This is a genomic window from Chelatococcus sp. CO-6, from assembly GCF_001271345.1.
Taxonomy (GTDB): domain Bacteria; phylum Pseudomonadota; class Alphaproteobacteria; order Rhizobiales; family Beijerinckiaceae; genus Chelatococcus_A; species Chelatococcus_A caeni.
In genome coordinates this window covers 888,010-909,944 of sequence record NZ_CP012398.1, presented here as the reverse complement: position 1 = coordinate 909,944, position 21,935 = coordinate 888,010, and the positions used below count along the sequence as shown (strand labels likewise).

Here is a 21,935-nt window from a genome sequence, read left to right as displayed (position 1 = left end):
GCCGTGCCGGCCCCTCGTCAGCGCAGGCGTGCAGGATATTGCAGGGCGAGTTGATCCTGCTTGCGCAGCTGCGAGCGCAGCATGTCGAACGGCCCGGCCTTGCTGAAGCGGAAGCCCTGCGCCGCATCGCAGCCGATGGCGCGCAGGAACTCGAGCTGCACGTCCGTCTCCACACCCTCCGCAATGACCGTCAGGCCGAGATTGTGCGCGAGCTCGATGAGCGCGCGGATGATGGCGGGGCTTTCCGCCTCCCGGCCGATACCGGCCACGAACGAGCGGTCGATCTTAATGCAGTCGATCGGGAAATCCCGAAGGTGCGTCAGGGACGAATAGCCCGTGCCGAAATCGTCGAGCGCGATCGGCACGCCGGCATCGCTCAATTCCTCGACCGCGAGGCGCACGTTGCGTGCCTGCTCGCCCATCAGCACCGTCTCGGTGACTTCGAGCTTGATCCAGGAGGGCGGGATGTCGTGCTCGCGCAGCTGGTGCAGGAAGCGCTCGGCGAAATCACCGCCGGCGAACTCCGCCGCGCTCGCATTGACGCCGATGACGATCGGCCCCTCGAAACCTTCCGCACGCAGCTCGGCGAGATGGGTGGTCACCAGGCTGAGAACGCGCTCGCCGATGCGCCGCGCGCTGTCCTGGTCGGCGAAGGCGTGGGAAAAGGCCTGCGGCGACATGAGCACGCCGTCGCGCCCGCGGATGCGCACGAGCGCCTCGTAGCCGGTGAGCTGGCCGTTCCGCAGCTTCACGATGGGCTGGTAGAACGGCAGCAGCCGGTTGCTGGCGAGGGCCTTGCGCACCGTCTCGATGGCGAGGCGCCGCTCGTCGAACAGCGATGCGACCTCCGGCGCGTAGGTGCCGACCGCGCCACGCTCGCGCCGCTTGGCGGTGTAGAGGGCAACGTCCGCGCATTTCAGCAGCCCGTCTGCCGTGGCGGCGTCATCGGGATAGGCGGCAAGGCCGACGGTCGTCGTCACGTAGTGACGGTCGTTGCCGATGCGAATGGGCTTGCGGACCGCGGCGACGATGCGGGCGGCCATCCGTTCGGCTCCGCTCGCCTGGCCGTTCTCGTCGAAGATGACGGCGAATTCGTCGCCGCCGAGGCGGGCGAGGAACATGTCCCGGCCCCTGCAGAGTTGCCCGAGCCGCTCGGCGACCGCGATCAGCACCCTGTCGCCGACGTGGTGGCCACAGGTGTCGTTGATCTCCTTGAAGCCGTCGAGGTCGAGCAGCAGGAGCGAGACGCGTCCGCCGCCGGAGGTCGCTCTGTCCACCACCGCCTCGAGATGGGTCTTGAATGCGGCGCGGTTGGCGACGCCGGTCAGGCCGTCGAGGTGGGCCGCCCGCCACAGGGCCTGGGTGGCTTCGATCTCGCGGGTCACGTCCTGGACGACCCCGACGACGCGGACGTGGCCATCGTCGCCGCCCACCAGGCGCTCGCCGATGGCGCGCACGGTGCGCCGCTCGCCGGAGCCGGTGACGAGGTCGGCCTCGAATGAATAGGGACTGCCCGTCGTCGCGGTGAGCTCCAGCTGGCGGCGCATGGCCGCGCCGGCCTCCGGCCCGTACCGCTCGACCACCTCGTCGATGTCGAGACGGCTGCCGACCTCGAGGCCGTGCAGGCGATAGACTTCGTCCGACCAGATGACCTCGCCGGTCGCGGCGTCGTACTCCCACCCGCCGATGGAGGCGAGGTGCTCCGTCTGCGCGAGCAGCCTGTTCCGGCGGGCGAGCGCTTCGCTCTGGCGCCGGGCGTTCGCCTCCGAAAGGGCGAGCTTGACCGCATTGGCGTGGGCGCGGATCAGCCCCTCCACCACCTGGCCGAATTCGGTCAGGATACGGGCCTCGTCCACGCCGAAGCTTCTCGGCTTCGTGTCGAGCAGGCACAATGTGCCGAGCTGGTGGCCGCTGTCGCTGCGCAGCGGGCAGCCGGCATAGAAGCGCGCATGGGGCGGCCCCTGGACGAACGGGTTGTCGTGGAAGCGCGGGTCTGCGTGCGTGTCCTTGATGACGAAGACGCCGTTCTCGACGAGGGCATAGTTGCAGAAGGCGTAGCGCCGCGGCGTCTCCTCGATGTCGAGCCCGTGCCGGGCCTTGAACCACTGCCTGTCCTTCTCGAGGAAGGAGATCACGCTGATCGGGCAACTGAAGAAGGATGCAGCCAGCCGTACCACGGCATCGAAATCCGGCCCGGTGGGGGTGCCGACGATGCCCAGCACCTCGAGGGAATGTAGGCGGGCCTCCTCATCCCCTGCGATCGGGTATGGCAGCATGTGAAGACCCGCGTGCATTTAACGAATCAATCAATCATAGAATCTTGATGCCCGCCGACAATAGATTGCCTCAGGTCCCGCTGGCCCGGCGGAATGGCTCCCGAGAGGGCACGCTTCCGGCCAATCCATGACCAGTCTGCCCATCTATTGGGCGGCTATGTGGCGGTTGCCGCCGCGCATCGGCTTTCTTCGGGTGAAGTGGCACACAATTTGATAGGCTCCACCAGGTGAGTTGCTGCGGGAGGACACATGAAGCCGAGAGCCTTCGACGAGATGGGCGGCTTCGGGGAAGGGTGCAGGCCCTGCTATGCGGCGCTGAAGCGGTGGCTCGACGACGCCCCTTCGGACCTCCTCGACCAGCGGCGCAAGGAGGCGGAGCTCCTGTTCCGCCGCATCGGCATCACCTTCGCCGTCTACGGCGAGCAGGCGGCGCAGGAGCGGCTCATCCCCTTCGACATCATCCCCCGCGTCATCGCGGGCGAGGAATGGCGCAAGCTCTCGCTCGGGCTCGAGCAGCGGGTGAAGGCGCTCAACGCCTTCCTGAAGGACGTCTACGGCAATCGCGAGATCGTGCGCGCGGGTGTCGTCCCCGAAGAGCTCATCCTCTGCAATCCCTACTTCCGGCCCGAAATGGCGCAGCTGCGCCTCGTCGGCGACATCTACGTTGCGATCGCGGGCATCGACGTCGTGCGCGTCGACGCCGATACGTTCTACGTACTCGAGGACAATGCGCGCACGCCCTCCGGCGTCTCCTACATGCTCGAGAACCGGGAGGCGATGATCCGGCTCTTCCCGGAATTATTCGCCCGCCAGAGCATCGCGCCGGTCGACGGGTATCCGGACGAACTGCTCGCGACGCTCCACTCCATCACGCCGCGGCGCGGTGAGGAGCCGTGCGTGGTGCTGCTGACGCCGGGGCCCTACAACAGCGCCTATTACGAGCACTCCTTCCTCGCCGACAAGCTGGGCGTCGAGCTGGTGGAGGGCCGCGATCTCTTCGTGCGCGACGAGATGGTCTTCATGCGCACCACGCAGGGACCGAAGCGGGTCGACGTCATCTACAGCCGCATCGACGACGACTTCCTCGATCCGCTCGTCTTCCGGCCGGATTCCGTCCTCGGCGTGCCGGGGCTGATGCTCGCCTATCGGGCCGGCAACGTCAGCCTCGCCAACGCGGTCGGCACGGGCGTCGCCGACGACAAGGCGATCTACAGCTACATGCCGGAGATCGTGCGTTTCTATCTCGGCGAAGAACCGATCCTGCAGAACGTGCCGACCTGGCGCTGCCGCGAGCCGGAGGCGCTCGCCTATGTCCTCGATCATCTCGGGGACCTCGTCGTCAAGGAGGTCAACGGCTCGGGCGGCTACGGCATGCTCGTCGGCCCGGCGGCGGATGCGGCGACGCGGCGACTCTTCGCCGAGAAGCTCAAGCGCCGGCCCGACAACTTCATCGCCCAGCCGACGCTGGCGCTCTCCACCTGCCCGACCTTCGTCGGCTCCGGCATCGCCCCGCGCCACGTCGACCTGCGCCCCTTCGTGCTGACCGGTGCCGACAAGGTGCGCATCGTCCCCGGCGGGCTGACGCGGGTGGCGCTCGTCGAAGGCTCGCTCGTCGTCAATTCGAGCCAGGGCGGCGGCACGAAGGACACCTGGATCCTGGGCGAATGATGGCGAGTGACCGATGACGCTGCTCTCCCGCACGGCCGACAATCTCTTCTGGATGGCGCGCTACATGGAGCGGGCCGACAGCGTGGCGCGCATCCTCGATGCCGCCTATCGCCTTTCCTCGCTGCCGACCGCCTATGGCGGGCTGACGAGCGAGTGGGATTCGGCGCTCGCCACGGCGGGCTGCACCGATGCCTTCGCCGCCGCGCACGAGAAGGCGACGCCCGAAGCGGTCGTCCACTTCCTCGCCGTCTCGCCGGAAAACTCCTCCAGCATCCGGCGCTGCCTCGAGATCGCCCGCGCCAATGCCCGCGCCGAACGCACGGCGCTGACCATCGAGATGTGGGAGGCGATCAACGACAGCTACCTGACCATGCAGGGCTGGGTCGACCGCGGCGTTTCGCTCGCCGATCTGCCGCGCTTCCTCGCCTTCGCCAAGGAGGCGGCCCTGCGCTTCGACGGCTCGGCCCACCGCACCATGCTGCGCACCGACGCCTTCTGGTTCACCTGCCTCGGCCTGTGCACCGAGCGCGCCGACAATACCGCCCGCATCCTCGACGTGAAGTATCATGTGCTGCTGCCGGACCATGCCCGCGTCGGCGGCGGGCTCGACTATTACCAGTGGGCCTCCATCCTGCGCTCCGTCTCGGCGCTGACAAGCTACCGCTGGGTCTACCGCGATAGCGTCAAGCCGTGGCTCGTGGCCGACCTCCTCATCCTCAAGGAGGACATGCCGCGCTCGCTCGCCGCCTGCTATCGCAATGTCAGCGGCTACCTCGACGAGCTCTCCGCGGCCTACGGCTGGCAGGGCAACAGCCAGCGCCTCGCCCGCAGCGTCCACATGCGTCTCAGCAACACGTCCATCGAGACGATCTTCCAGTCGGGCCTGCATGAATTCGTCCAGAGCTTCCTCTTCCAGAACAACGAGCTCGGCGCAGCCATCGCCGAGCAATACCTGAGCTGAGCCCATGCGCATCCGCGTGTCGCACACCACCCGCTACGACTATTCCCCGCCCGCCAAGTCGGCGATCCAGCTCCTGCGCCTGACGCCGCGCAGCCACGAGGGCCAGCACGTGCGCCACTGGCGCATCGATGTCGACGCCCAGTGCCGGCTGAAGGCGGGGGAGGATGCGCTCGGCAACATCACCCATGCCTTCACGCTCGAGGGGCCGATCCAGTCCTTCTCGGTGACGGTCGACGGGGAGGTGGAGACGCAGGACAGTGCCGGCGTCGTGCGCGGCACGGTGGAGCGCTTCCCGCCTGGCCTCTTCCTGCGCACGACGACGCTCACCGAGCCGGACGATGCGATCCTTGCGCTTGCCGGCGAGGTGCGCGAGGCGATGAGGCGGGATCCCATCGCCGGGCTGCACGACTTGTCGGGCACGATCCACGCCCGCATGGCCTTCGACACCGAGGCGACGACCACGGCGACGAAGGCGGGCGCGGCGCTCGCCCTCGGCCACGGCGTCTGCCAGGACTTCGCCCATATCTTCATCAGCGCCGCGCGCTTCCTCGGCGTGCCGGCGCGCTACGTGTCCGGCTATCTGCTGCGCGATGACGGGCTCGTCGTGCAGGAGGCGGGGCACGCCTGGGCGGAGGCCCATGTCGGCGAGCTCGGCTGGGTCGGCTTCGACCCGGCGCACGGCCTCTCGCCGACGGACGCCTATGTAAGGCTTGCCGCTGCGCTCGACTACTACGGCGCCGCGCCGATCCTCGGCAGCCGCTATGGCGGCGGTCAGGAGAGCCTCGACGTCAGCGTGCGCGTGGAGCACGCCCGGCGCCAGATCCAGAGCTGAGTGTTGACGCGGGCTTGCCTCCGGGCGCGGCTTCGTTCTATCGCAACGTCGCCGCCCGAAGGCCGGCGGCGAGGGATTTGCGGGAAAGGCGGGCGCAGCCATGACCTATTGTGTCGGCATCCTGGTGCGCGAGGGGCTCGTGATGCTGGGCGACACCCGCACCAATGCCGGGCTCGACAACATCGCCACCTTCCGCAAGCTCACCGTGCTGGAAGAGCCCGGCGAGCGCGTGATCATGCTCGCCACCGCCGGTAACCTGTCGATCTCCCAATCGGTCATGACCCTGCTCACCGAGGGCATCGAGACGGAAGCGGGCATGCGCAAGACGCTGATGGACGTCGAGAGCATGTTCGAGGCGGCGAAGCTCGTCGGCGAGGCGATCCGCCGGGTCTACGGCACCTACGGCGAGGCCCTGCAGCAGCAGAGCATGTCCTTCGACGTGACCTTCCTCATCGGCGGCCAGATCAAGGATCGCCGGCTGCGCCTCTTCCAAATCTATGCCGCCGGTAACTTCATCGAGGCGACGCAGGACACGCCCTATTTCCAGATCGGCGAGCACAAGTACGGCAAGCCCATCCTCGATCGCTCGATCTCCTACGACGTCGAGCTGCTCGACGCGCTGAAGCTCGCGCTCATCTCGATGGATTCGACCCTGCGCTCCAACCTGAGCGTCGGCCTGCCGGTCGACGTGGCCGCCTGCCGGCGCGACGAACTGAAGGCCGCCGTCTCCTATCGCATCGCGCCCGACGAGCCCTATTTCCGCGACCTGCGCGAGCGCTGGTCGAAAGCCCTGCGCCAGGCGCATCTCGCCATCCCGCGCCCGCCGTGGATCGGGTGATCGCTGCCTGACCGGTGGTTATCGGTTTGCGTGGTGCGAAGCGCAGGGCTGCGGAGCGCAACGGTTCCCCGTCTTGGCCGGGCTTGTCCAAAGCAAGTCGAGCCTGCCCGACTTGCGTCACTTCAAAGACTTGCATCACTTCAAAGAGACGCAACGCGCGCGTTGCTGTTGCCATCCAAGCGTTTCAGTTAGTGCCGGCGTTACGGCGTGGATGCCCGCGACAAGCGCGGCATGACGGGGAGGATGGAGCCGGAGCGTTTTTCAGTATGGACACGCTTCGCATAAACCGGACGGCTGTGACTGCGGCCGATCCCATGCACCATAAGCGCCTCTTTGACGGCATTAAGACGGGTGGCATGCCCCTCATGCATGTCTTTTCCCGCAGTTAGGTCTCGTCCTTCCTTGCCGGCGCGGGTCGGTCGCGGGTAGAACGGTCATCATCCCGAAAATTGCCGCCCCTGCCTGCTGCGGGGATGCGACGGATCTATCATGCGAGCCGACCTGTCAGCCCAGCCCCAGACCGGCGGCGAACGTTTCGCGCCGGCCTACCCGCCGTTCTTCGAGTTCGTGGCGCTCGTCGCGCTGCTGATGAGCCTTGCCGCCTTCTCGATCGACAGCATCCTGCCGGCCTTCGGCCATATCCAGCAGGAGTTCGGCGTCGTTGATGGCAACGACCTGCAACTCGTCGTCTATGCCTATATGGCGGGCTTCGGCATCATGCAGCTGTTCTTTGGCCCGGTGGCCGACGTCGTCGGCCGCCGGCCGACGCTGATGGCGGGTCTTGCCATCTATGTCGCCGGCACCGGGCTCGCTTTGATGGCCGACGGCTTCCACATGCTGCTCGTGGCGCGCTTCGTGCAGGGCACGGGGGCGGCGGCGGCGCGCGTGCTCGTCGTCACCTTGGTGCGCGACCGCTATTCCGGCCGCGAGATGGCCCGCGTCATGTCGCTCGTCATGATGTTGTTCATCACGGTGCCGATCATCGCGCCGGCCGTCGGCAGCGCCATTCTGGCGGCGAGCGAGTGGCACATGATCGTCGTCGCCATGTTCGCCATGGCCGTCCTCGTTTTCACCTGGTTCGCGCTGCGCATGCCGGAGAGCCTCAACCCGGCCTATCGCAAGCCGGCGGCGGTCAGGCCGATTCTCGTCGACGTGCGCCGCATCCTCGCCTCGCGCCTGTCCTTCGGCTACGCGAGCGCGATCATGCTGATGCAGGGCTGCATCATGATCTACATCGGCCTTGCCGCGCAGGTCTTCGAGACCGACGGCTACCGCCTCGGCCCCGTCGGCTTTCCACTCGTCTTCGGCCTGCTCGGCGTCATGCAGGGTGTGGCGTCCTACCTCAATTCGCGGCTCGTCGGCCGCTTCGGCATGCGCCGCATGTCCCATGCCGCGCTCTGCGGCTTCTGCGTGACGACGGGCCTGCTGCTCGTCATCGCCCTTGCCGCGGGCGGGCTGCCGCCGCTCTCCGTCTTCGTCGGCCTGCTGGCCGTCAGCCATTTCCTCTTCAGCCTGACGATGCCCAATTTCAACGCCATGGCGATGGACGAGCTCGGCGACATCGCCGGCACCGCCTCGTCCTTCATCGGCTTCTATTCCACCGTTGCGAGCGCGATCACCGGCGCCCTCATCAGCCGCACCTTCGACGGCACGGTCATTCCCCTGTGCGGCGGCTATCTCGGCCTCGGCCTTGCCTGCCTCGCCGTGGTGCTGTGGGCGGAACGGGGCCGGCTGTTCAATCCGCACCAGGCCGAAGCAACGCGATAGTGCAACGCCCTGCCGGGTTGTCCGCCCCGGGCTTTCATGGTCTCATCGCGCCCTCTTTCCGGGCCCTCAGGCCCCACAGCTTGCGGGATGATCCCATGACGCAGACGATGCCCATGCGGCGGCTCGGCCGCTCGGGCCTGACCGTGTCGCGCCTCGTGCTCGGCACCATGATGTTCGGCGGGCGCACCGACGAGGCGGAGGCGGGCCGCATCATCGCCCATGCGCGCGATGCGGGCGTCAATTTCATCGATACGGCGGACGCCTACAACGACGGCCGGTCAGAGGAGATCGTCGGCCGCGCCATCCGGGCGCAGCGCTTCGACTGGGTGCTGGCGACGAAGCTCGCCAATCCGATGGGCGAGGGGCCCCACCGGCGCGGCCTCTCCCGCCGCTGGATCATGCAGGCGACGGAGGATTCGCTGCGGCGCCTCGGCGTCGAGGCCATCGACATCCAGTACCTGCACAAGGAAGACAACGAGACGCCGCTCGAGGAGACCGTGCGGGCGATGGCCGACCTCATCCGGGCCGGCAAGGTGCGCTATTTCGGCGTCTCCAACCATCGGGCCTGGCGCGTGGCGCGCATCGCGGCGCTGTGCGACGAGATCGGCATCGACCGGCCGGTGGTGTGCCAGCTCTACTACCATGCGCTCTACCGCCCGGCGGAGGTGGAATTGCTGCCGGCCTGCGCGGCGCTGGGCATCGGCACGGTCGCCTACAGCCCGCTCGCGCGCGGCGTGCTGACGGGCAAGTATGCGCCCGGCGCCGCCGCCCCCGAGGGCAGCCGGGCCGCGAGCGGCGACAAGCGCATGGGCGAGACCGAGTTCCACCCCGCCAATCTCGAAGCCGCGGCGCGGCTCAAGGCCCATTGCGAGAGGCGCGGCCATGACATGGGGGCCTTCGCCGGCGCGTGGGTGCTGGCCAATCCGCTGATGACCGGCGTCATCGCCGGGCCGCGCACCATGGAGCAGTGGCAGGCCTATCTCGCCGCGCTCGACCTTTCCCTCGACGCGGACGACGAAGCGGCCGTCGATGCCGTGGTCCGACCCGGCACGACGGCCATTCCGCAATATGTGGACCCGGCCTATCCGGTGGAGGGGCGGCCGGTCGCGTGACGCGCTGCCGCCCGATCGGGCATTCTGCCTAGAGAACGAGCAGACCGATGCCGGCGAGCGCGATCGCGCCGCCGGCCGCGCGCGTCGCCATGAGCGGCAGGCGCGGCACGGCGCGGGGGGAGAGCCCGATGCCGATGCCGTGCAGCAGGGCCGTGGCGGCGACGAAGCCCACGGCATAGCCAGCCGCATCGGCGCCGGCCGCCATCTCGGCCCCGTGCGCATAGCCGTGGAAGACGGCGAAGGCCGCCACAAGTGCGGCGCCCGCGGCCGCCGGCAGCTTCAGGCCGAAAGCGAGCGCCGCCCCGAGCACCACGACGGACAGGGCGATGCCGGTCTCGACAGCGGGCAGGCCGACATCGGCGATGCCGAAGAGGCCGCCGACGACCATGAAGGAGAGGAAGGCGAGGGGATAGGACCAGACCGCGCGGCCGCCCGAGACGCCGGCCCACAGGCCGACGGCGACCATGGCGAGGACATGGTCGAGGCCACCGAGCGGATGGAGGAAACCGTCCATGAAGCTCGCGGCAGCGCCCGCTCCGGTGTGGGCGAGCGCCGGGGATGCGGCGAGGGCGAGGACGCCGAGGGCGGCAAGGCGGGCGGTTCTGGTCGGCATGGATGCTGGCCTCGTTGGTTGCCTGTTGCTACCGCATCACGCAAATGTCGGGCCATTCACGCAGCCGATTTCAGCCCGCCGGCCTGCTCGATGAAGCGCGCCACCGTCTCGACGCCTTCCCCGCTGCGGATGTTGGTGAAGACGTAAGGCCGCGACGGACGCATGAGCCTGGTGTCGTGCTCCATCACGGCGAGGCTCGCGCCGACATGGGGCGCAAGGTCGATCTTGTTGATGACGAGGAGGTCGGAGCGCGTGATGCCGGGCCCGCCCTTGCGCGGGATCTTCTCGCCGCCCGAGACGTCGATGACGTAGATGGTGATGTCGGCGAGCTCGGGCGAGAAGGTGGCGGCGAGATTGTCGCCGCCGGATTCGATGAGCACGAGGTCGAGCCCGGGGAAGCGGCGCATCATCTCGTCGACGGCGGCGAGATTGATGGAGGCGTCCTCGCGGATGGCCGTGTGCGGACAGCCGCCGGTCTCCACGCCCATGATGCGCTCGGCCGGCAGGGCGCCGGTGCGCGTCAGGATCTCGGCGTCCTCCTTCGTGTAGATGTCATTGGTGATGGCGCAGAGGTCGTAGGTACCGGCGAGGCGCTTGCACAGCGCCTCCATCAGCGCCGTCTTGCCGGAGCCGACGGGGCCGCCGATGCCGACGCGCAGGGGACCGTTGGGGGAGGGCACGGGTTCGTCTCCTTGAGGCTCGGCCCGTTCACGAGCGGAACAGGCGGGTATATTGCGTCTCGTGCCTGAGCGAGGCGAGGTCGGAGCGGAAGGCGGCGCCGCCGAGATCGTCGAGGCCCGCTGCCTCGGCCTCGCCCGCCACCTGCCGGCAGAGCGGCACGAGCGCAGCCGTCACGGCCTGTCCGTCGGTCTGGCCGACGACCCCGAGGCGCACGGCGGCGGAGACGAGATTGGCCGTGAAGGCGGCGAGGAAGGCTTCGAGCGTCATGGCGAGCGGCAGGCCGTGGCCCGCCGCCGCGACGCCGAGCGCGACGGGATAGGCGATGTCGCCCTCCCACGCGCCCTTCAGCAGGTCGAAGGCGGGCGTCGGCCAGGTCTTGCGGGCCGTGAGCACGAAGGCATTGCCCTGGGTAACGGTCTCCAGCAGCCGCTCGCGGCTCGTGGCGAGGGCGAGCGCCAGCTCCGCCACGCCGGCGAGGGCGGCTCGGTCGCGGGCCGTCACAGCCCGGTGGGACGCGGCGAGCAGGATGGCGTCGTTGCGGCCGGCGCCGTGGGCGAGGATGTCGGCGAGCCAGCCTTCGAGGCTCGCCGCATCCCGGATATCGCCGGTCTCGGCCGCCCATTCGAGCCCGTGGCTGTAGGCGAAGGCGCCGACCGGGAAGGCCGGCGACAGCCACGTCATCAGGGTCAGCATGGGCGAGGCGCCGGCGGGCGCCGCCTCACCTGTGGTCATGCCCGTGATCGTGATGGCCATGCTCGTGATGGTCATGGTCGTGATGATCGTGGCCGCAACCGCAGGCGCCATGCTCATGGTGATGCGCGTGGTCGTGCCCATGGGAATGATCAGGCCCGTGGCTGTGACCATGCCCGTGATCGTGCCCGCCGTGATCGTAGGCGCCGCGCTCGGGGCGGAAGGGGCGTTCCACCCTGGCGACGGCGCAGCCGAGCCCGCGCACCATCTCGGCGAGCACATGGTCGTCGGCGATATAGATGGCGTCCGCCGTGATCTCGGCCGGCGTGTGGCGGTTGCCGATATGCCACGCGACCTTGAGCAGCCTCAGCGGTCTCTCGGCGCGGATCTCGAGGAGCTTTTCCGGCGCGGCGCGCACGGCGACGAGCCGCCCGTCCTCGAGCTTCAGGGCGTCGCCGTCGTCGAGCACGGTCGCCTTGTCGAGGTCGAGCAGGAAGGAGAGGCCGCCGTCGGCGGTCAGGGTCACGCGGCGGCGGTGGCGGTCGTCATGAACGAGGGTGACGGTGTCGACGACGCGCTCGGCCTTGACGGCCGGGCGGCGGACGACGGAAGCGGCACGGAGCATGATGTTCTCCAGTTCAGTCGGGCGATGTGCCCGCGTTAGTAGCAGGAAACAGCATTTGTGCTACTAACCTGCCCGATGTCGGATGTGCCCGCATCAGAACAGGAAATACCGCTGCGCCATGGGCAGCACCTTGGCCGGCTCGCAGACCAGCAGTTCCCCGTCGGCCGTCACGGCATAGGTCTCCGGATCAACATGGATATCCGGCGTCGCGCCGTTGTGGATGAGCGAGGCCTTGGAGATGCCGGAGCGGGTGTTGTCGACGGGCAGCAGCTTCTTCTCGACGCCCAACCTGTGATCGATGCCGCGGTCGAGGGCGGCCTTGGAGACGAAGGTGACGCTCGTCTCCGTCAGGGCCTTGCCGAAGGCGCCGAACATGGGCCGGTAATGCACCGGCTGCGGCGTCGGGATGGAGGCATTGGGGTCACCCATGGCGGCCGCCGCGATGGCGCCGCCCTTGATGATGAGGTCCGGCTTCACGCCGAAGAAGGCGGGCGACCACAGCACGAGGTCGGCGAGCTTGCCGACCTCGACCGAGCCGATATGGGTCGAGACGCCGTGGGCGATGGCCGGGTTGATAGTGTACTTGGCGATGTAGCGCTTGACCCGCTGGTTGTCGTTGCCGCTCTCGCCGGGCAGATGGCCGCGCTGCACCTTCATCTTGTGCGCCGTCTGCCAGGTGCGGGTGATGACCTCGCCGACACGGCCCATGGCCTGGCTGTCGGACGACATCATCGAGAGGGCGCCGATGTCGTGCAGGATGTCCTCGGCCGCGATCGTCTCCTTGCGGATGCGGCTCTCGGCGAAGGCGAGGTCCTCCGGGATCGACGGGTCGAGGTGATGGCACACCATGAGCATGTCGAGATGCTCGTCGAGGGTGTTCACCGTGAAGGGCCGCGTCGGGTTGGTGGAGGAGGGCAGCACGTTCGGCAGGCCCGCCACCTTGATGATGTCCGGCGCGTGGCCGCCGCCGGCGCCCTCCGTGTGGAAGGCATGGATGGTGCGGCCCTTGAAGGCGGCGATGGTGTCCTCGACGAAGCCCGACTCGTTGAGCGTGTCGGTGTGGATCATCACCTGCACGTCATAGTCGTCGGCGACGGAGAGGCAGCAGTCGATGGCCGCGGGCGTCGTGCCCCAGTCCTCGTGCAGCTTCATGGCGCAGGCGCCGGCCTCGATCTGCTCGATCAGCGCGCCCGGCAGTGCCGCATTGCCCTTGCCGGCGAAGGCGAGGTTCACCGGCAGCGCGTCGGCGGCACGGATCATCTGCTCGATGTGCCAGGGGCCGGGGGTGCAGGTGGTCGCGTTGGTGCCCGTCGCCGGGCCCGTGCCGCCGCCGAGCATGGTGGTGATGCCGGACATCAGGGCATCCTCCACCTGCTGCGGGCAGATGAAGTGGATGTGCGCATCGAAGCCGCCGGCGGTGAGGATCTTGCCCTCGCCGGCGATGACCTCGGTGCCCGGACCGATGACGATGGTGACATTCGGCTGGATGTCCGGGTTGCCGGCCTTGCCGATCGCCGCGATGCGCCCGCCCTTGAGGCCGACGTCGGCCTTCACGATGCCCCAGTGGTCGACGATGAGCGCATTGGTGATGACGGTGTCGACCGCCCCCTGCGCGCGTGTCGCCTGGCTCTGGCCCATGCCGTCGCGGATCACCTTGCCGCCGCCGAACTTCACCTCCTCGCCATAGGTAGTGAAGTCGCGCTCCACCTCGATAAAGAGCTCGGTGTCGGCGAGGCGCACCTTGTCGCCCGTGGTCGGGCCGAACATGTCCGCGTAAGCCGCGCGGGAGAAGGGGAAGGGCATGGGCGTCCTTTCTAGCTAGACGGAACGGAAGAGCCGGCTTCGGCTCGCCTTTCCGTCGAAGGTCAGGGTGCCGTCGCAGCCTGCGCGCGTGTTCAGGGCGGCGATCAGAGCGTCGGCGAAGTCGAGTTGCTCCGCTTTCATGATTTCGAGGCCGTCGATGACGGCATCGCGGTCCGCGATGACATAGCCGGGGCTTTCCAGCAGCGCCTCGATGGCCATGATCACGTCGGTGCGGCTCGCCCAGTAGCGCCGCTGCAGGCTCCAGACGAGCTCGACAAGGACGACACTGTTGACGAAGCCCGGCGCCTCGGCGCTCAATGTCTCGAGCAGCCGCACCGCTTTCGGCGATTGCGCCGGGTCGTCGTTGGTCAACGCCCGCAGCAGGACGTTCGTGTCGAGCCCGATCACGGGGCTTCATCCGAAGCGGAGCGCTTCGACCTTTCGTCACGCGCAGCCGTTTCCGCGGCAATGGCCTCATCGTCAGACCCGAAACGAGGATCGGGCTTCAGATGGGCCAGCATGCCGGCGAGCGCCGCGGCGCTCTTGGCCCTGATGCGCATCCTGATCGTGCCGTCGTAGCCCTCGAAGAACTCGACGAGGTCGCCGGACCTGATGCCGAACTTGTCGCGCAGGGAGGCAGGAAGGGTTATTTGCCCCTTGCTGGTAACCGTAGAGGCGCCTATGTGCGGCATATTGGATATCTCCTTACAAAGTCGAAGGAGTATAGCATTTTAACGGTACGCCTTACAGTCTGCCCATCACCTGCTGGCGGAAGCCATAGACCTTGCGCTCGCCGGCAAGCGCAACGAGCGTGACCTCGCGCGTCTGGCCGGGCTCGAAGCGCACGGCGGTACCGGCGGGGATGTCGAGGCGCATGCCGCGGGCCTTGTCCCGGTCGAAGGACAATGACGGGTTCGTCTCGTAGAAGTGGTAGTGCGAACCAACCTGGATCGGCCGGTCGCCGGTATTGGCGACGGTGAGCGTCACCGTCTCGCGGCCTTCGTTGAGGACGAGTTCGCCCGGCGCGGCCAGCGTCTCGCCGGGCTGGAGCGCGCCGGTCGCGCCGCGGATGGGATGATGCACGGTGACGAGCTTGGTGCCGTCGGGGAAGGTCGCCTCCACCTGCACGTCGGGGATCATCTCGGCGACGCCGTCCATCACCTGTTCCGGGGTGAGCACGTGCGCGCCCGCCTCCATCAGCTCGGCGACCGAGCGGCCGTCGCGCGCGCCCTCGACGACGAAATCGGTGATGAGGGCGATGGCCTCCGGGTAGTTCAGCTTGACGCCGCGCTCCAGGCGCCGGCGGGCGACCATGGCCGCCATGGCGATCAGGAGCTTGTCCTTCTCACGCGGGGTGAGGTTCATCGCGTCTCCTCCAGCTACCAATAGCGCGGCACGCTGCGGCCGCGGAAAGTTTCGATCGTGCGCACGATGTCGGCGCGCAGGGCCGCCGGGTCGGGTCCCATCAGCCGGGCGACGAGCAGGCCGTTCCAGGCGCTCGCGCCGCATTCGCTCGTCGCGCCGGCGAGGGCCGCGCGCATGGCGTCGAGCCGCGCCTCGGCGTCGGGGGCGACGTGGAGGATCGTGGCGAGCGCGCGTGCTCCACCGCCGATGGCCGGACGTACGAGCCGGGCCGCGATGCCGCCGTCGAGCCTGACCGCCTCCGCGAAGATGAGCCGGCCGTCCCGGCGGATCGACCAGCGGTCGTCGAGACGCCCTTCGGTAACCGCCTCGCCCATGGCGGTGCGGCCGAAGACGAGGCTCTCGGCGAGGGTGAGCGAGGCGTCCGGCGCCATCTCGACGTCGAGCCGGCGCACGAGCCGCGCCCGGTCGAAGAGGATCATCTCCTGCGGCAGCCAGGCAAGATCGCTGCCCGCGCCGAGCCTGAGCGCGATGTCGATGCGGGTGGGAGCGTCCTCGGCCCGGTAGAGTTTCTCCGCCGCCTGGCTGGTGACGAGGGCTTGCGCGCCCGGGGCGAGGGCGATGTCGACGCGCATGTGGTCGCCGCCCGCCATGCCGCCGCCGGTGTTGATGAGGGCGCCTTCGCAGATCTCGGCGTTGCGCGGGAAGCGGATGCGGTAGCCGCCGCTCTCGGCGACGGTCAGCGGCTGGGTGCGTCCGCCCGCCGTCCCGAAGGCGACGCGCACGCCGCCTTGCGCACGCACGAAAGCGGGCATGCTGGGGGCGGATGCGGCCGGAGCCGCGCCGGCGTGGCCCAGGTCGGATCGCATATCAGACCGCAAGGCGCTGGCGGACATCGTCCTCCACCATGGTGTCGCGCGTTCCGGCAAGGACGATCTGGCCGCGCTCCATGACCGCGAAGCTGTCGCACAGGTCGCGGGCGAATTCGAAGAACTGCTCGACGAGCACGATCGCCATCTCCCCCTTGCCGCGAAGATAGTCGATGGCGCGGCCGATGTCCTTGATGATGGAGGGCTGGATACCCTCCGTCGGCTCGTCGAGCACCAGCACCTTCGGCCGGGTGACGAGCGCGCGCGCGATGGCGAGCTGCTGCTGCTGGCCGCCGGAGAGGTCGCCGCCGCGCCGGCCGAGCATGTCCTTGAGCACGGGGAAGAGCGCGAAGATCTCGTCCGGCACGTGGCGCTCGCCGCGCTTCAGGGGCGCAAAGCCGGTCTCCAGGTTCTCGCGCACGCTGAGCAGCGGGAAGATCTCGCGGCCCTGCGGCACGAAGGCGATGCCGCGGCGGGCACGATCATAGGGCTCGAGCCGCGAGATGTCCGCGCCGTCGAGGCTGATGCGACCGGCCGAGATCGGCTGCCGGCCGACGATGGCGCGCATCAGCGAGGTCTTGCCGACGCCGTTGCGGCCGAGCACGCAGGTCACCTTGCCGGGCGCGGCCTCGAGCGAGACCCGGCGCAGCGCCTGGGCTGCGCCGTAGTGCAGATCGATGGAATCGACGCTCAGCATGGCATTCTACCGTCCGAGATAAACTTCGATGACGCGCTCGTTGGCCGAGACCGCGTCGATGGAGCCTTCGGCCAGCACGGAGCCCTCGTGCAGGACGGTGACCTTGCAGCCGAGGTCGCGGACGAAGGCCATGTCATGCTCGACGACGACGACCGAATGCTCGCGGGCGATCTCCTTGAGCAGATGCGCCGTCTCGGCCGTCTCCGCGTCGGTCATGCCGGCGACGGGCTCGTCGACGAGCAGGAGCTTCGGGTCCTGCGCCAGCAGCATGCCGATCTCGAGCCACTGCTTCTGGCCATGCGAGAGGTCGGCCGCGAGGCGCGTGCGATGCTCGGTGAGGCGCACGGTCGACAAAATGGCGTCGATGCGCTCCCCGGCGATCCGGTTGCGGGCGCCGAAGAGGGCCGAAAAGGGCGAGCGCGCGCCGGCGAGCGCCAGGCGGATATTGTCGGCCACCGTGTGGCTCTCGAACACCGTCGGCTTCTGGAACTTGCGCCCGATGCCGAGTGTCGCGATCTCGGCCTCGTCGAGCATGGTGAGGTCGATCATGCCGCCGAAGAAGACCTCGCCCTCGTCGGGCCGCGTCTTGCCGGTGATGATGTCCATCATCGTCGTCTTGCCGGCGCCGTTGGGGCCGATGATGGCGCGCATCTCGCCCGGGGCGATGGCGAGCGAGAGATTGTTGATGGCGCGGAAGCCGTCGAAGGTGACGGAGACGCCGTCGAGATAGAGCACGGTGTTGGTGAGGGTGGGGCTGGTCATCGGCTTCACTCCGCCGCCTCGGCCGCGATCCCGGCGGGCTTTGCCGTGGCCGTCGCCTGCCGCTTCTCCCGCCACTCGGCGAGCGTGCCGACGATGCCCTTCGGCAGGTAGAGCGTGACGACGATGAAGAGCGCGCCGAGGGCGAAGAGCCACAGCTCCGGCAGGGCGCCGGTCAGCCAGGACTTTGCCATGTTGACGACGACGGCGCCGAGGGCCGCACCGACGAGCGTGCCGCGGCCGCCGACGGCGACCCACACCACCGCCTCGATGGAATTGGCCGGCGAGAACTCGCTCGGGTTGATGATGCCGACCTGCGGCACGTAGAGCGCGCCGGCGACGCCCGCCATCATGGCCGAGACGGTGAAGGCGACGAGCTTGTAGTGCTCCACGCGGTAGCCGAGAAAGCGCGTGCGGGATTCAGCGTCGCGAATGGCGACGAGCACCTTGCCGTAGGTGGAGGTGACCATGTAGCGCGCCACGCCATAGCCGAGGGCGAGCGCGATCACCGTCGCGACGAACAGTGCAAGGCGCGTGCCCTGCGCCTGGACGGAAAAGCCGAGGATGTCCTTGAAGTCGGTGAGGCCGTTGTTGCCGCCGAGCCCCATGTCGTTGCGGAAGAAGGCGAGCATCAGGGCGAAGGTCATCGCCTGGGTGATGATGGAGAGATACACGCCCGTGACGCGGGAGCGGAAGGCGAGCCAGCCGAAGACGAACGCAAGCAGCCCCGGCACGGCGAGCACCATCAGGGCCGCGAAGGGGAAGATGTCGAAGCCCGACCAGTACCAGGGCAGTTCCTGCCAGTTGAGGAAGACCATGAAGTCCGGCAGCACGGGGTGGCCGTAGACGCCGCGCGGGCCGATCTGGCGCATCAAGTACATGCCCATGGCATAGCCGCCGAGGGCGAAGAAGGCGCCGTGGCCGAGCGAGAGGATGCCGCAGTAGCCCCAGACGAGGTCGAGCGCCAGGGCGAGCAGCGCATAGGAGAGGTACTTGCCGAGGAGCGAGACCGCATAGGTCGGCACGTGCAGCGGCGATGTCTCCGGCAAGAAGAGGTTCGACAGCGGCACGAGGACGGCGAGGGCGGCGAGGACGCCAAGGAAGATGGCGCCCTTGCCGTCGAGCATCGCAAGGAGGATGGGGCGTCGCGTCATGCTTCCACCGCCCGTCCCTTGAGGGCGAAGAGCCCGCGCGGTCGCTTCTGGATGAAGAGGATGAGGAAGACGAGGAGCAGGATCTTGCCGAGCACGGCGCCGGCGAAGGGCTCCAGGAACTTGTTGGCGATGCCGAGGGTCAGCGCCGAGACGAGCGTGCCCCACAGGTTGCCGACGCCGCCGAAGACGACGACCATGAAGCTGTCGACGATGTAGCTCTGGCCGAGGTTGGGCGAGACGTTGTCGATCTGCGACAGGGCCACCCCGGCCACCCCGGCGATGCCGGAGCCCAGCGCGAAGGCCATGGTGTCGACCCACGGCGTGCGGATGCCCATGGAGGCGGCCATGCGCCGGTTCTGCGTCACGGCGCGGATCTTGAGGCCGAAGGAGGTGGCCTTCAGCGCGACGATGAGGGCGGCGAAGACGGCGAGGCTGAAGACGACGATCCACAGCCGGCCGTAGGTGATGGTGAGGCCGCCGAGGTCGAAGGCGCCGGCCATGTAGGAGGGGGCGCCGACCTCGCGGTTCGACGGCCCGAAGAGCGAGCGCACGGCCTGCTGCAGGATGAGGCTGACGCCCCAGGTGGCGAGCAGCGTCTCCAGTGGGCGGCCGTAGAGATGGCGGATGATGCCGCGCTCGATCGCCGCGCCGACGAGCGCGGCGACGAGGAAGGCCATGGGGATGGCGACCGGCAGCGTCCAGTCGAACAGCCCGGGGGCGTGGGTGCGCGCCAGCTCCTGGATGACGAAGGTGGTGTAGGCGCCGATCATCACCATCTCGCCGTGGGCCATGTTGATGATGCCCATGACGCCGAAGGTGATGGCGAGGCCGATGGCGGCGAGCAGCAGCACGGAGCCGAGCGACAGGCCGTACCAGACATTCTGCAGCATCGACAGCACGGCAAGCCGCCGCTCGACGGCGGTGATGGCGCCTTCCGCAGCCTCGCGCACCGTCGGCGATCCCTGCGCGGCGGCGGCGCGCAGGAGCGCGAGCGCATCCTGGTCGGCCCGTGTGGCGAGGATGTCGACGGCCTCGATCTTCTGAAGGTCCGAGGCTCCGGCATCGCCGAGCAGGATGGCGGCGCGGGCCTCGCCCATCAGCCGCCGGATGCCGGCGACCTCCTCGCGGGCGATGGCCTCGTCGAGGGTTGCGAGGGCGGTGGCATCGCGCGAGCGGAAGACCGCTTCGGCCGCCTGGCGGCGGGCGGCGGCGTCGGGCGCCATCAATGTCAGGGCGCCGAGCGCGGCCTCGACGGCGCGGCGGATGCGGTTGTTGAGGCGCACGGCCTTGGGCGACGGAGGCGCTTCGGCGAGGGCTTCCCCCGTCGCCGCGTCCGACCAGCCGCCGTTCGCGCCCTCGATGACCACGCGCTTGTCGGCGGCAACCGCGAGGCGGCCGTCGCGCAGCGCCTCGATGATGGCTTGCGTGCGGGCATCGCCCGAACGGGCGAGGAGATCGACGCCCTTCTCGATATCGGGAAAGCGGCCGCTGGCGATGAGGGTGAGCGCCTCCCCCGCATCGGCCGGCGCTGCGCGGACCGGCGCGGCGAGAAGGCCGCAGGCGAGCGCAAGGAGGAGGCAGAGGAGGCGTGGCATCGCGCTTCTTTCGGGAGAGGGCCGGCGGCGTGGGCTCCGCCGGCCTGAGGTGCAGGGCGGGTTACTGGGCGACCGGACCCTGGCCGCCGCACTTGCCGGTCTTGGCGTTGAAGTTGCCGCAGGAGAGCGGGGCGCGCCAATCGGCGATGAGGTCCTTCGAGCCGTCGAGATAGTCCGACCACTCGTCGCCGACGACGAGGCCCGGTGTCTGCGAGACGACGGAGAACTGGCCGTCCTCCTGGATCTCGCCGATGAGCACGGGCTTGGTGATGTGGTGGTTCGGCATCATCGTGGAATAGCCGCCCGAGAGGTTGGGCACCGAGACGCCGATGAGCGCGTCGATGACGGCGTCGGGATCGGTGGAGCCGGCCTTCTCCACCGCCTTCACCCACATGTTGAAGCCGATGACATGCGCCTCCATCGGGTCGTTGGTGACGCGCTTGTCGTTCTTGGTGAAGGCCTTCCACTTGGCGATGAAATCGTTGTTCTCGGCCGTGTCGACGGACTGGAAGTAGTTCCAGGCGGCGAGATGGCCGACGAGCGGCTTGGTGTCGATGCCGGCGAGCTCCTCCTCGCCCACGGAGAAGGCGACGACCGGAATGTCGGTGGCCTTGATGCCCTGGTTGGCGAGCTCCTTGTAGAAGGGCACGTTGGCGTCGCCGTTGATGGTGGAGACGACCGCCGTCTTCTTGCCGCCCGAGCCGAACTTCTTGATGTCGGCGACGCGGGTCTGCCAGTCGGAATGGCCGAAGGGCGTGTAGTTGACGGAGATGTCCTCGTCCTTGACGCCCTTGGCCTTGAGATAGGCCTCGAGGATCTTGTTGGTCGTGCGCGGATAGACGTAGTCGGTGCCCTCCAGCACCCAGCGCTCGACGCCCTCGTTCTCCATCAGGTAGTCGACGGCGGGGATGGCCTGCTGGTTGGGGGCGGCGCCCGTGTAGAAGATGTTGCGGGAGGATTCCTCGCCCTCGTACTGGACGGGGTAGAAGAGGATGCCGTTCAGCTCCTCGAAGACCGGCAGGACGGACTTGCGCGACACGGACGTCCAGCAGCCGAAGGTGGCCGCCACCTTGTCCTTGGTGATGAGCTCGCGCGCCTTTTCGGCGAACAGCGGCCAGTTGGAGGCCGGGTCGACGACGACCGCCTCGAGCTTCTTGCCGAGGAGGCCGCCCTTCTTGTTCTGCTCCTCGATGAGCATCAGCATCACGTCCTTCAGCGTCGTCTCGCTGATGGCCATGGTGCCCGAGAGCGAATGCAGGATGCCGACCTTGATGACGTCCTGAGCGCTCGCGCCTGCCGTCGGCAGCGCGATTGTCGCCGCCGTCGCGAGCGTTGCGAGTATCTTCTGGAAACGATTTCGCATTGTCGTTGCTCCACCCCCGGATGATTGTTGCGCCGGGAGGGCAGCAAGCCCCGTGCCAGCCTCGCCGGGCGGGGCACAGCCTGCGGGCAGGGCCTGATCGGCAAACAGGCTGCTGATTTTTTGGGCAGCGGGATGCCCGTTTGCTGCGCGTCTGTGCGCCCGCCGGGCGGAACCTTCTCCCCGCAGGCGGCCGGGCTATCGCGATGAGTATCGAGGCCTCGATCCTCCCCCGCATAGGGGAGGTGGCGCCGCGAAGTCGGGCTCGCCCGA

At 68.5% G+C, this 21,935-nt stretch carries 21 protein-coding genes; 6 read left to right on the top strand and 15 right to left on the bottom strand.

Annotated elements, in window-relative coordinates; genetic code table 11:
- Window positions 1-17: 17 nt before the first annotated feature.
- Window positions 18-2,276, bottom strand: coding sequence for an EAL domain-containing protein (locus tag AL346_RS04395; protein ID WP_040405343.1), 2,259 nt, complete (start codon window positions 2,274-2,276; stop codon window positions 18-20).
- Window positions 2,277-2,525: 249 nt separating this feature from the next.
- On the opposite strand from AL346_RS04395, the gene AL346_RS04390 reads away from it, so the two are divergent.
- The 6 genes from AL346_RS04390 (at window position 2,526) to AL346_RS04365 (ending at window position 9,454) form a co-directional block, all read left to right on the top strand.
- Window positions 2,526-3,944 (top strand): circularly permuted type 2 ATP-grasp protein, encoded by a 1,419-nt coding sequence (locus AL346_RS04390; RefSeq protein ID WP_019404055.1) that lies wholly within the window; start codon window positions 2,526-2,528, stop codon window positions 3,942-3,944.
- A gap of 19 nt (window positions 3,945-3,963) precedes the next feature.
- Window positions 3,964-4,905: an alpha-E domain-containing protein gene (locus AL346_RS04385; protein ID WP_026015457.1), complete on the top strand. Its 942-nt coding sequence runs from the start codon at window positions 3,964-3,966 to the stop codon at window positions 4,903-4,905.
- Window positions 4,906-4,909: 4 nt separating this feature from the next.
- Window positions 4,910-5,737, top strand: a complete 828-nt coding sequence (locus AL346_RS04380; RefSeq protein WP_019404057.1) for a transglutaminase family protein — start codon at window positions 4,910-4,912, stop codon at window positions 5,735-5,737.
- A 100-nt stretch (window positions 5,738-5,837) separates the two neighbouring features.
- On the top strand, window positions 5,838-6,575 hold the full coding sequence (locus tag AL346_RS04375) for a hypothetical protein (protein WP_019404058.1): 738 nt from the start codon (window positions 5,838-5,840) through the stop codon (window positions 6,573-6,575).
- A 489-nt stretch (window positions 6,576-7,064) separates the two neighbouring features.
- Window positions 7,065-8,342 (top strand): multidrug effflux MFS transporter, encoded by a 1,278-nt coding sequence (locus AL346_RS04370; RefSeq protein WP_019404060.1) that lies wholly within the window; start codon window positions 7,065-7,067, stop codon window positions 8,340-8,342.
- Window positions 8,343-8,449: 107 nt separating this feature from the next.
- Window positions 8,450-9,454, top strand: a complete 1,005-nt coding sequence (locus AL346_RS04365; protein ID WP_053194022.1) for an aldo/keto reductase — start codon at window positions 8,450-8,452, stop codon at window positions 9,452-9,454.
- A 28-nt stretch (window positions 9,455-9,482) separates the two neighbouring features.
- Here AL346_RS04365 and AL346_RS04360 read toward each other — a convergent pair whose 3' ends face one another.
- From AL346_RS04360 to urtA, 14 genes are all read right to left on the bottom strand, one after another.
- Window positions 9,483-10,067, bottom strand: coding sequence for a HupE/UreJ family protein (locus AL346_RS04360; RefSeq protein ID WP_019404062.1), 585 nt, complete (start codon window positions 10,065-10,067; stop codon window positions 9,483-9,485).
- A gap of 56 nt (window positions 10,068-10,123) precedes the next feature.
- On the bottom strand, window positions 10,124-10,747 hold the full coding sequence (gene ureG / locus AL346_RS04355) for an urease accessory protein UreG (RefSeq protein WP_019404063.1): 624 nt from the start codon (window positions 10,745-10,747) through the stop codon (window positions 10,124-10,126).
- A gap of 28 nt (window positions 10,748-10,775) precedes the next feature.
- Entirely contained in the window at window positions 10,776-11,516 is a 741-nt protein-coding gene (locus tag AL346_RS04350) for an urease accessory protein UreF (protein ID WP_245258944.1), read from the bottom strand.
- Window positions 11,467-12,063: an urease accessory protein UreE gene (locus AL346_RS04345; protein WP_019404065.1), complete on the bottom strand. Its 597-nt coding sequence runs from the start codon at window positions 12,061-12,063 to the stop codon at window positions 11,467-11,469. The genes AL346_RS04350 and AL346_RS04345 overlap by 50 nt, the downstream gene beginning before the upstream one ends.
- A gap of 93 nt (window positions 12,064-12,156) precedes the next feature.
- Window positions 12,157-13,866: an urease subunit alpha gene (ureC, locus tag AL346_RS04340; protein WP_019404066.1), complete on the bottom strand. Its 1,710-nt coding sequence runs from the start codon at window positions 13,864-13,866 to the stop codon at window positions 12,157-12,159.
- Between the two features lie 15 nt (window positions 13,867-13,881).
- Window positions 13,882-14,274, bottom strand: a complete 393-nt coding sequence (locus AL346_RS04335; RefSeq protein ID WP_019404067.1) for a PIN domain-containing protein — start codon at window positions 14,272-14,274, stop codon at window positions 13,882-13,884.
- The gene (locus tag AL346_RS04330) at window positions 14,271-14,558 is read right to left on the bottom strand and encodes an AbrB/MazE/SpoVT family DNA-binding domain-containing protein (RefSeq protein WP_019404068.1); all 288 of its coding nucleotides are present in this window, start codon (window positions 14,556-14,558) and stop codon (window positions 14,271-14,273) included. Before AL346_RS04330 ends, AL346_RS04335 begins: the two co-directional genes overlap by 4 nt.
- A 52-nt stretch (window positions 14,559-14,610) precedes the next feature.
- Window positions 14,611-15,231 (bottom strand): urease subunit gamma, encoded by a 621-nt coding sequence (locus AL346_RS04325; RefSeq protein ID WP_019404069.1) that lies wholly within the window; start codon window positions 15,229-15,231, stop codon window positions 14,611-14,613.
- Window positions 15,232-15,245: 14 nt separating this feature from the next.
- Window positions 15,246-16,031: an urease accessory protein UreD gene (locus AL346_RS04320; RefSeq protein ID WP_245258945.1), complete on the bottom strand. Its 786-nt coding sequence runs from the start codon at window positions 16,029-16,031 to the stop codon at window positions 15,246-15,248.
- A 67-nt stretch (window positions 16,032-16,098) separates the two neighbouring features.
- Window positions 16,099-16,794: an urea ABC transporter ATP-binding subunit UrtE gene (gene urtE / locus AL346_RS04315; protein WP_019404071.1), complete on the bottom strand. Its 696-nt coding sequence runs from the start codon at window positions 16,792-16,794 to the stop codon at window positions 16,099-16,101.
- A gap of 6 nt (window positions 16,795-16,800) precedes the next feature.
- Window positions 16,801-17,556 carry an urea ABC transporter ATP-binding protein UrtD gene (gene urtD, locus AL346_RS04310; protein ID WP_019404072.1) on the bottom strand — a complete coding sequence of 252 codons (756 nt, stop codon included), beginning with the start codon at window positions 17,554-17,556 and terminating at the stop codon, window positions 16,801-16,803.
- A 5-nt stretch (window positions 17,557-17,561) separates the two neighbouring features.
- The gene (gene urtC, locus AL346_RS04305; RefSeq protein ID WP_019404073.1) at window positions 17,562-18,707 is read right to left on the bottom strand and encodes an urea ABC transporter permease subunit UrtC; all 1,146 of its coding nucleotides are present in this window, start codon (window positions 18,705-18,707) and stop codon (window positions 17,562-17,564) included.
- Window positions 18,704-20,302, bottom strand: coding sequence for an urea ABC transporter permease subunit UrtB (gene urtB / locus AL346_RS04300; RefSeq protein WP_019404074.1), 1,599 nt, complete (start codon window positions 20,300-20,302; stop codon window positions 18,704-18,706). The genes urtC and urtB overlap by 4 nt, the downstream gene beginning before the upstream one ends.
- Window positions 20,303-20,363: 61 nt before the next feature.
- Entirely contained in the window at window positions 20,364-21,665 is a 1,302-nt protein-coding gene (gene urtA, locus AL346_RS04295; RefSeq protein ID WP_019404075.1) for an urea ABC transporter substrate-binding protein, read from the bottom strand.
- Window positions 21,666-21,935: the final 270 nt, after the last annotated feature.

What these genes read in the sequence shown, in the direction of transcription:
- AL346_RS04395 (WP_040405343.1), bottom strand. Translation starts at nt 2,276, where the DNA reads ATGCTGCCATACCCGATCGCAGGGGATGAGGAGGCCCGCCTACATTCC.
- AL346_RS04390 (WP_019404055.1), top strand. Translation starts at nt 2,526, where the DNA reads ATGAAGCCGAGAGCCTTCGACGAGATGGGCGGCTTCGGGGAAGGGTGC.
- AL346_RS04380 (WP_019404057.1), top strand. Translation starts at nt 4,910, where the DNA reads ATGCGCATCCGCGTGTCGCACACCACCCGCTACGACTATTCCCCGCCC.
- AL346_RS04375 (WP_019404058.1), top strand. Translation starts at nt 5,838, where the DNA reads ATGACCTATTGTGTCGGCATCCTGGTGCGCGAGGGGCTCGTGATGCTG.
- AL346_RS04370 (WP_019404060.1), top strand. Translation starts at nt 7,065, where the DNA reads ATGCGAGCCGACCTGTCAGCCCAGCCCCAGACCGGCGGCGAACGTTTC.
- AL346_RS04365 (WP_053194022.1), top strand. Translation starts at nt 8,450, where the DNA reads ATGCCCATGCGGCGGCTCGGCCGCTCGGGCCTGACCGTGTCGCGCCTC.
- AL346_RS04360 (WP_019404062.1), bottom strand. Translation starts at nt 10,067, where the DNA reads ATGCCGACCAGAACCGCCCGCCTTGCCGCCCTCGGCGTCCTCGCCCTC.
- AL346_RS04350 (WP_245258944.1), bottom strand. Translation starts at nt 11,516, where the DNA reads ATGACCATCACGAGCATGGCCATCACGATCACGGGCATGACCACAGGT.
- AL346_RS04345 (WP_019404065.1), bottom strand. Translation starts at nt 12,063, where the DNA reads ATGCTCCGTGCCGCTTCCGTCGTCCGCCGCCCGGCCGTCAAGGCCGAG.
- ureC (WP_019404066.1), bottom strand. Translation starts at nt 13,866, where the DNA reads ATGCCCTTCCCCTTCTCCCGCGCGGCTTACGCGGACATGTTCGGCCCG.
- AL346_RS04330 (WP_019404068.1), bottom strand. Translation starts at nt 14,558, where the DNA reads ATGCCGCACATAGGCGCCTCTACGGTTACCAGCAAGGGGCAAATAACC.
- AL346_RS04325 (WP_019404069.1), bottom strand. Translation starts at nt 15,231, where the DNA reads ATGAACCTCACCCCGCGTGAGAAGGACAAGCTCCTGATCGCCATGGCG.
- urtE (WP_019404071.1), bottom strand. Translation starts at nt 16,794, where the DNA reads ATGCTGAGCGTCGATTCCATCGATCTGCACTACGGCGCAGCCCAGGCG.
- urtD (WP_019404072.1), bottom strand. Translation starts at nt 17,556, where the DNA reads ATGACCAGCCCCACCCTCACCAACACCGTGCTCTATCTCGACGGCGTC.
- urtC (WP_019404073.1), bottom strand. Translation starts at nt 18,707, where the DNA reads ATGACGCGACGCCCCATCCTCCTTGCGATGCTCGACGGCAAGGGCGCC.
- urtB (WP_019404074.1), bottom strand. Translation starts at nt 20,302, where the DNA reads ATGCCACGCCTCCTCTGCCTCCTCCTTGCGCTCGCCTGCGGCCTTCTC.
- urtA (WP_019404075.1), bottom strand. Translation starts at nt 21,665, where the DNA reads ATGCGAAATCGTTTCCAGAAGATACTCGCAACGCTCGCGACGGCGGCG.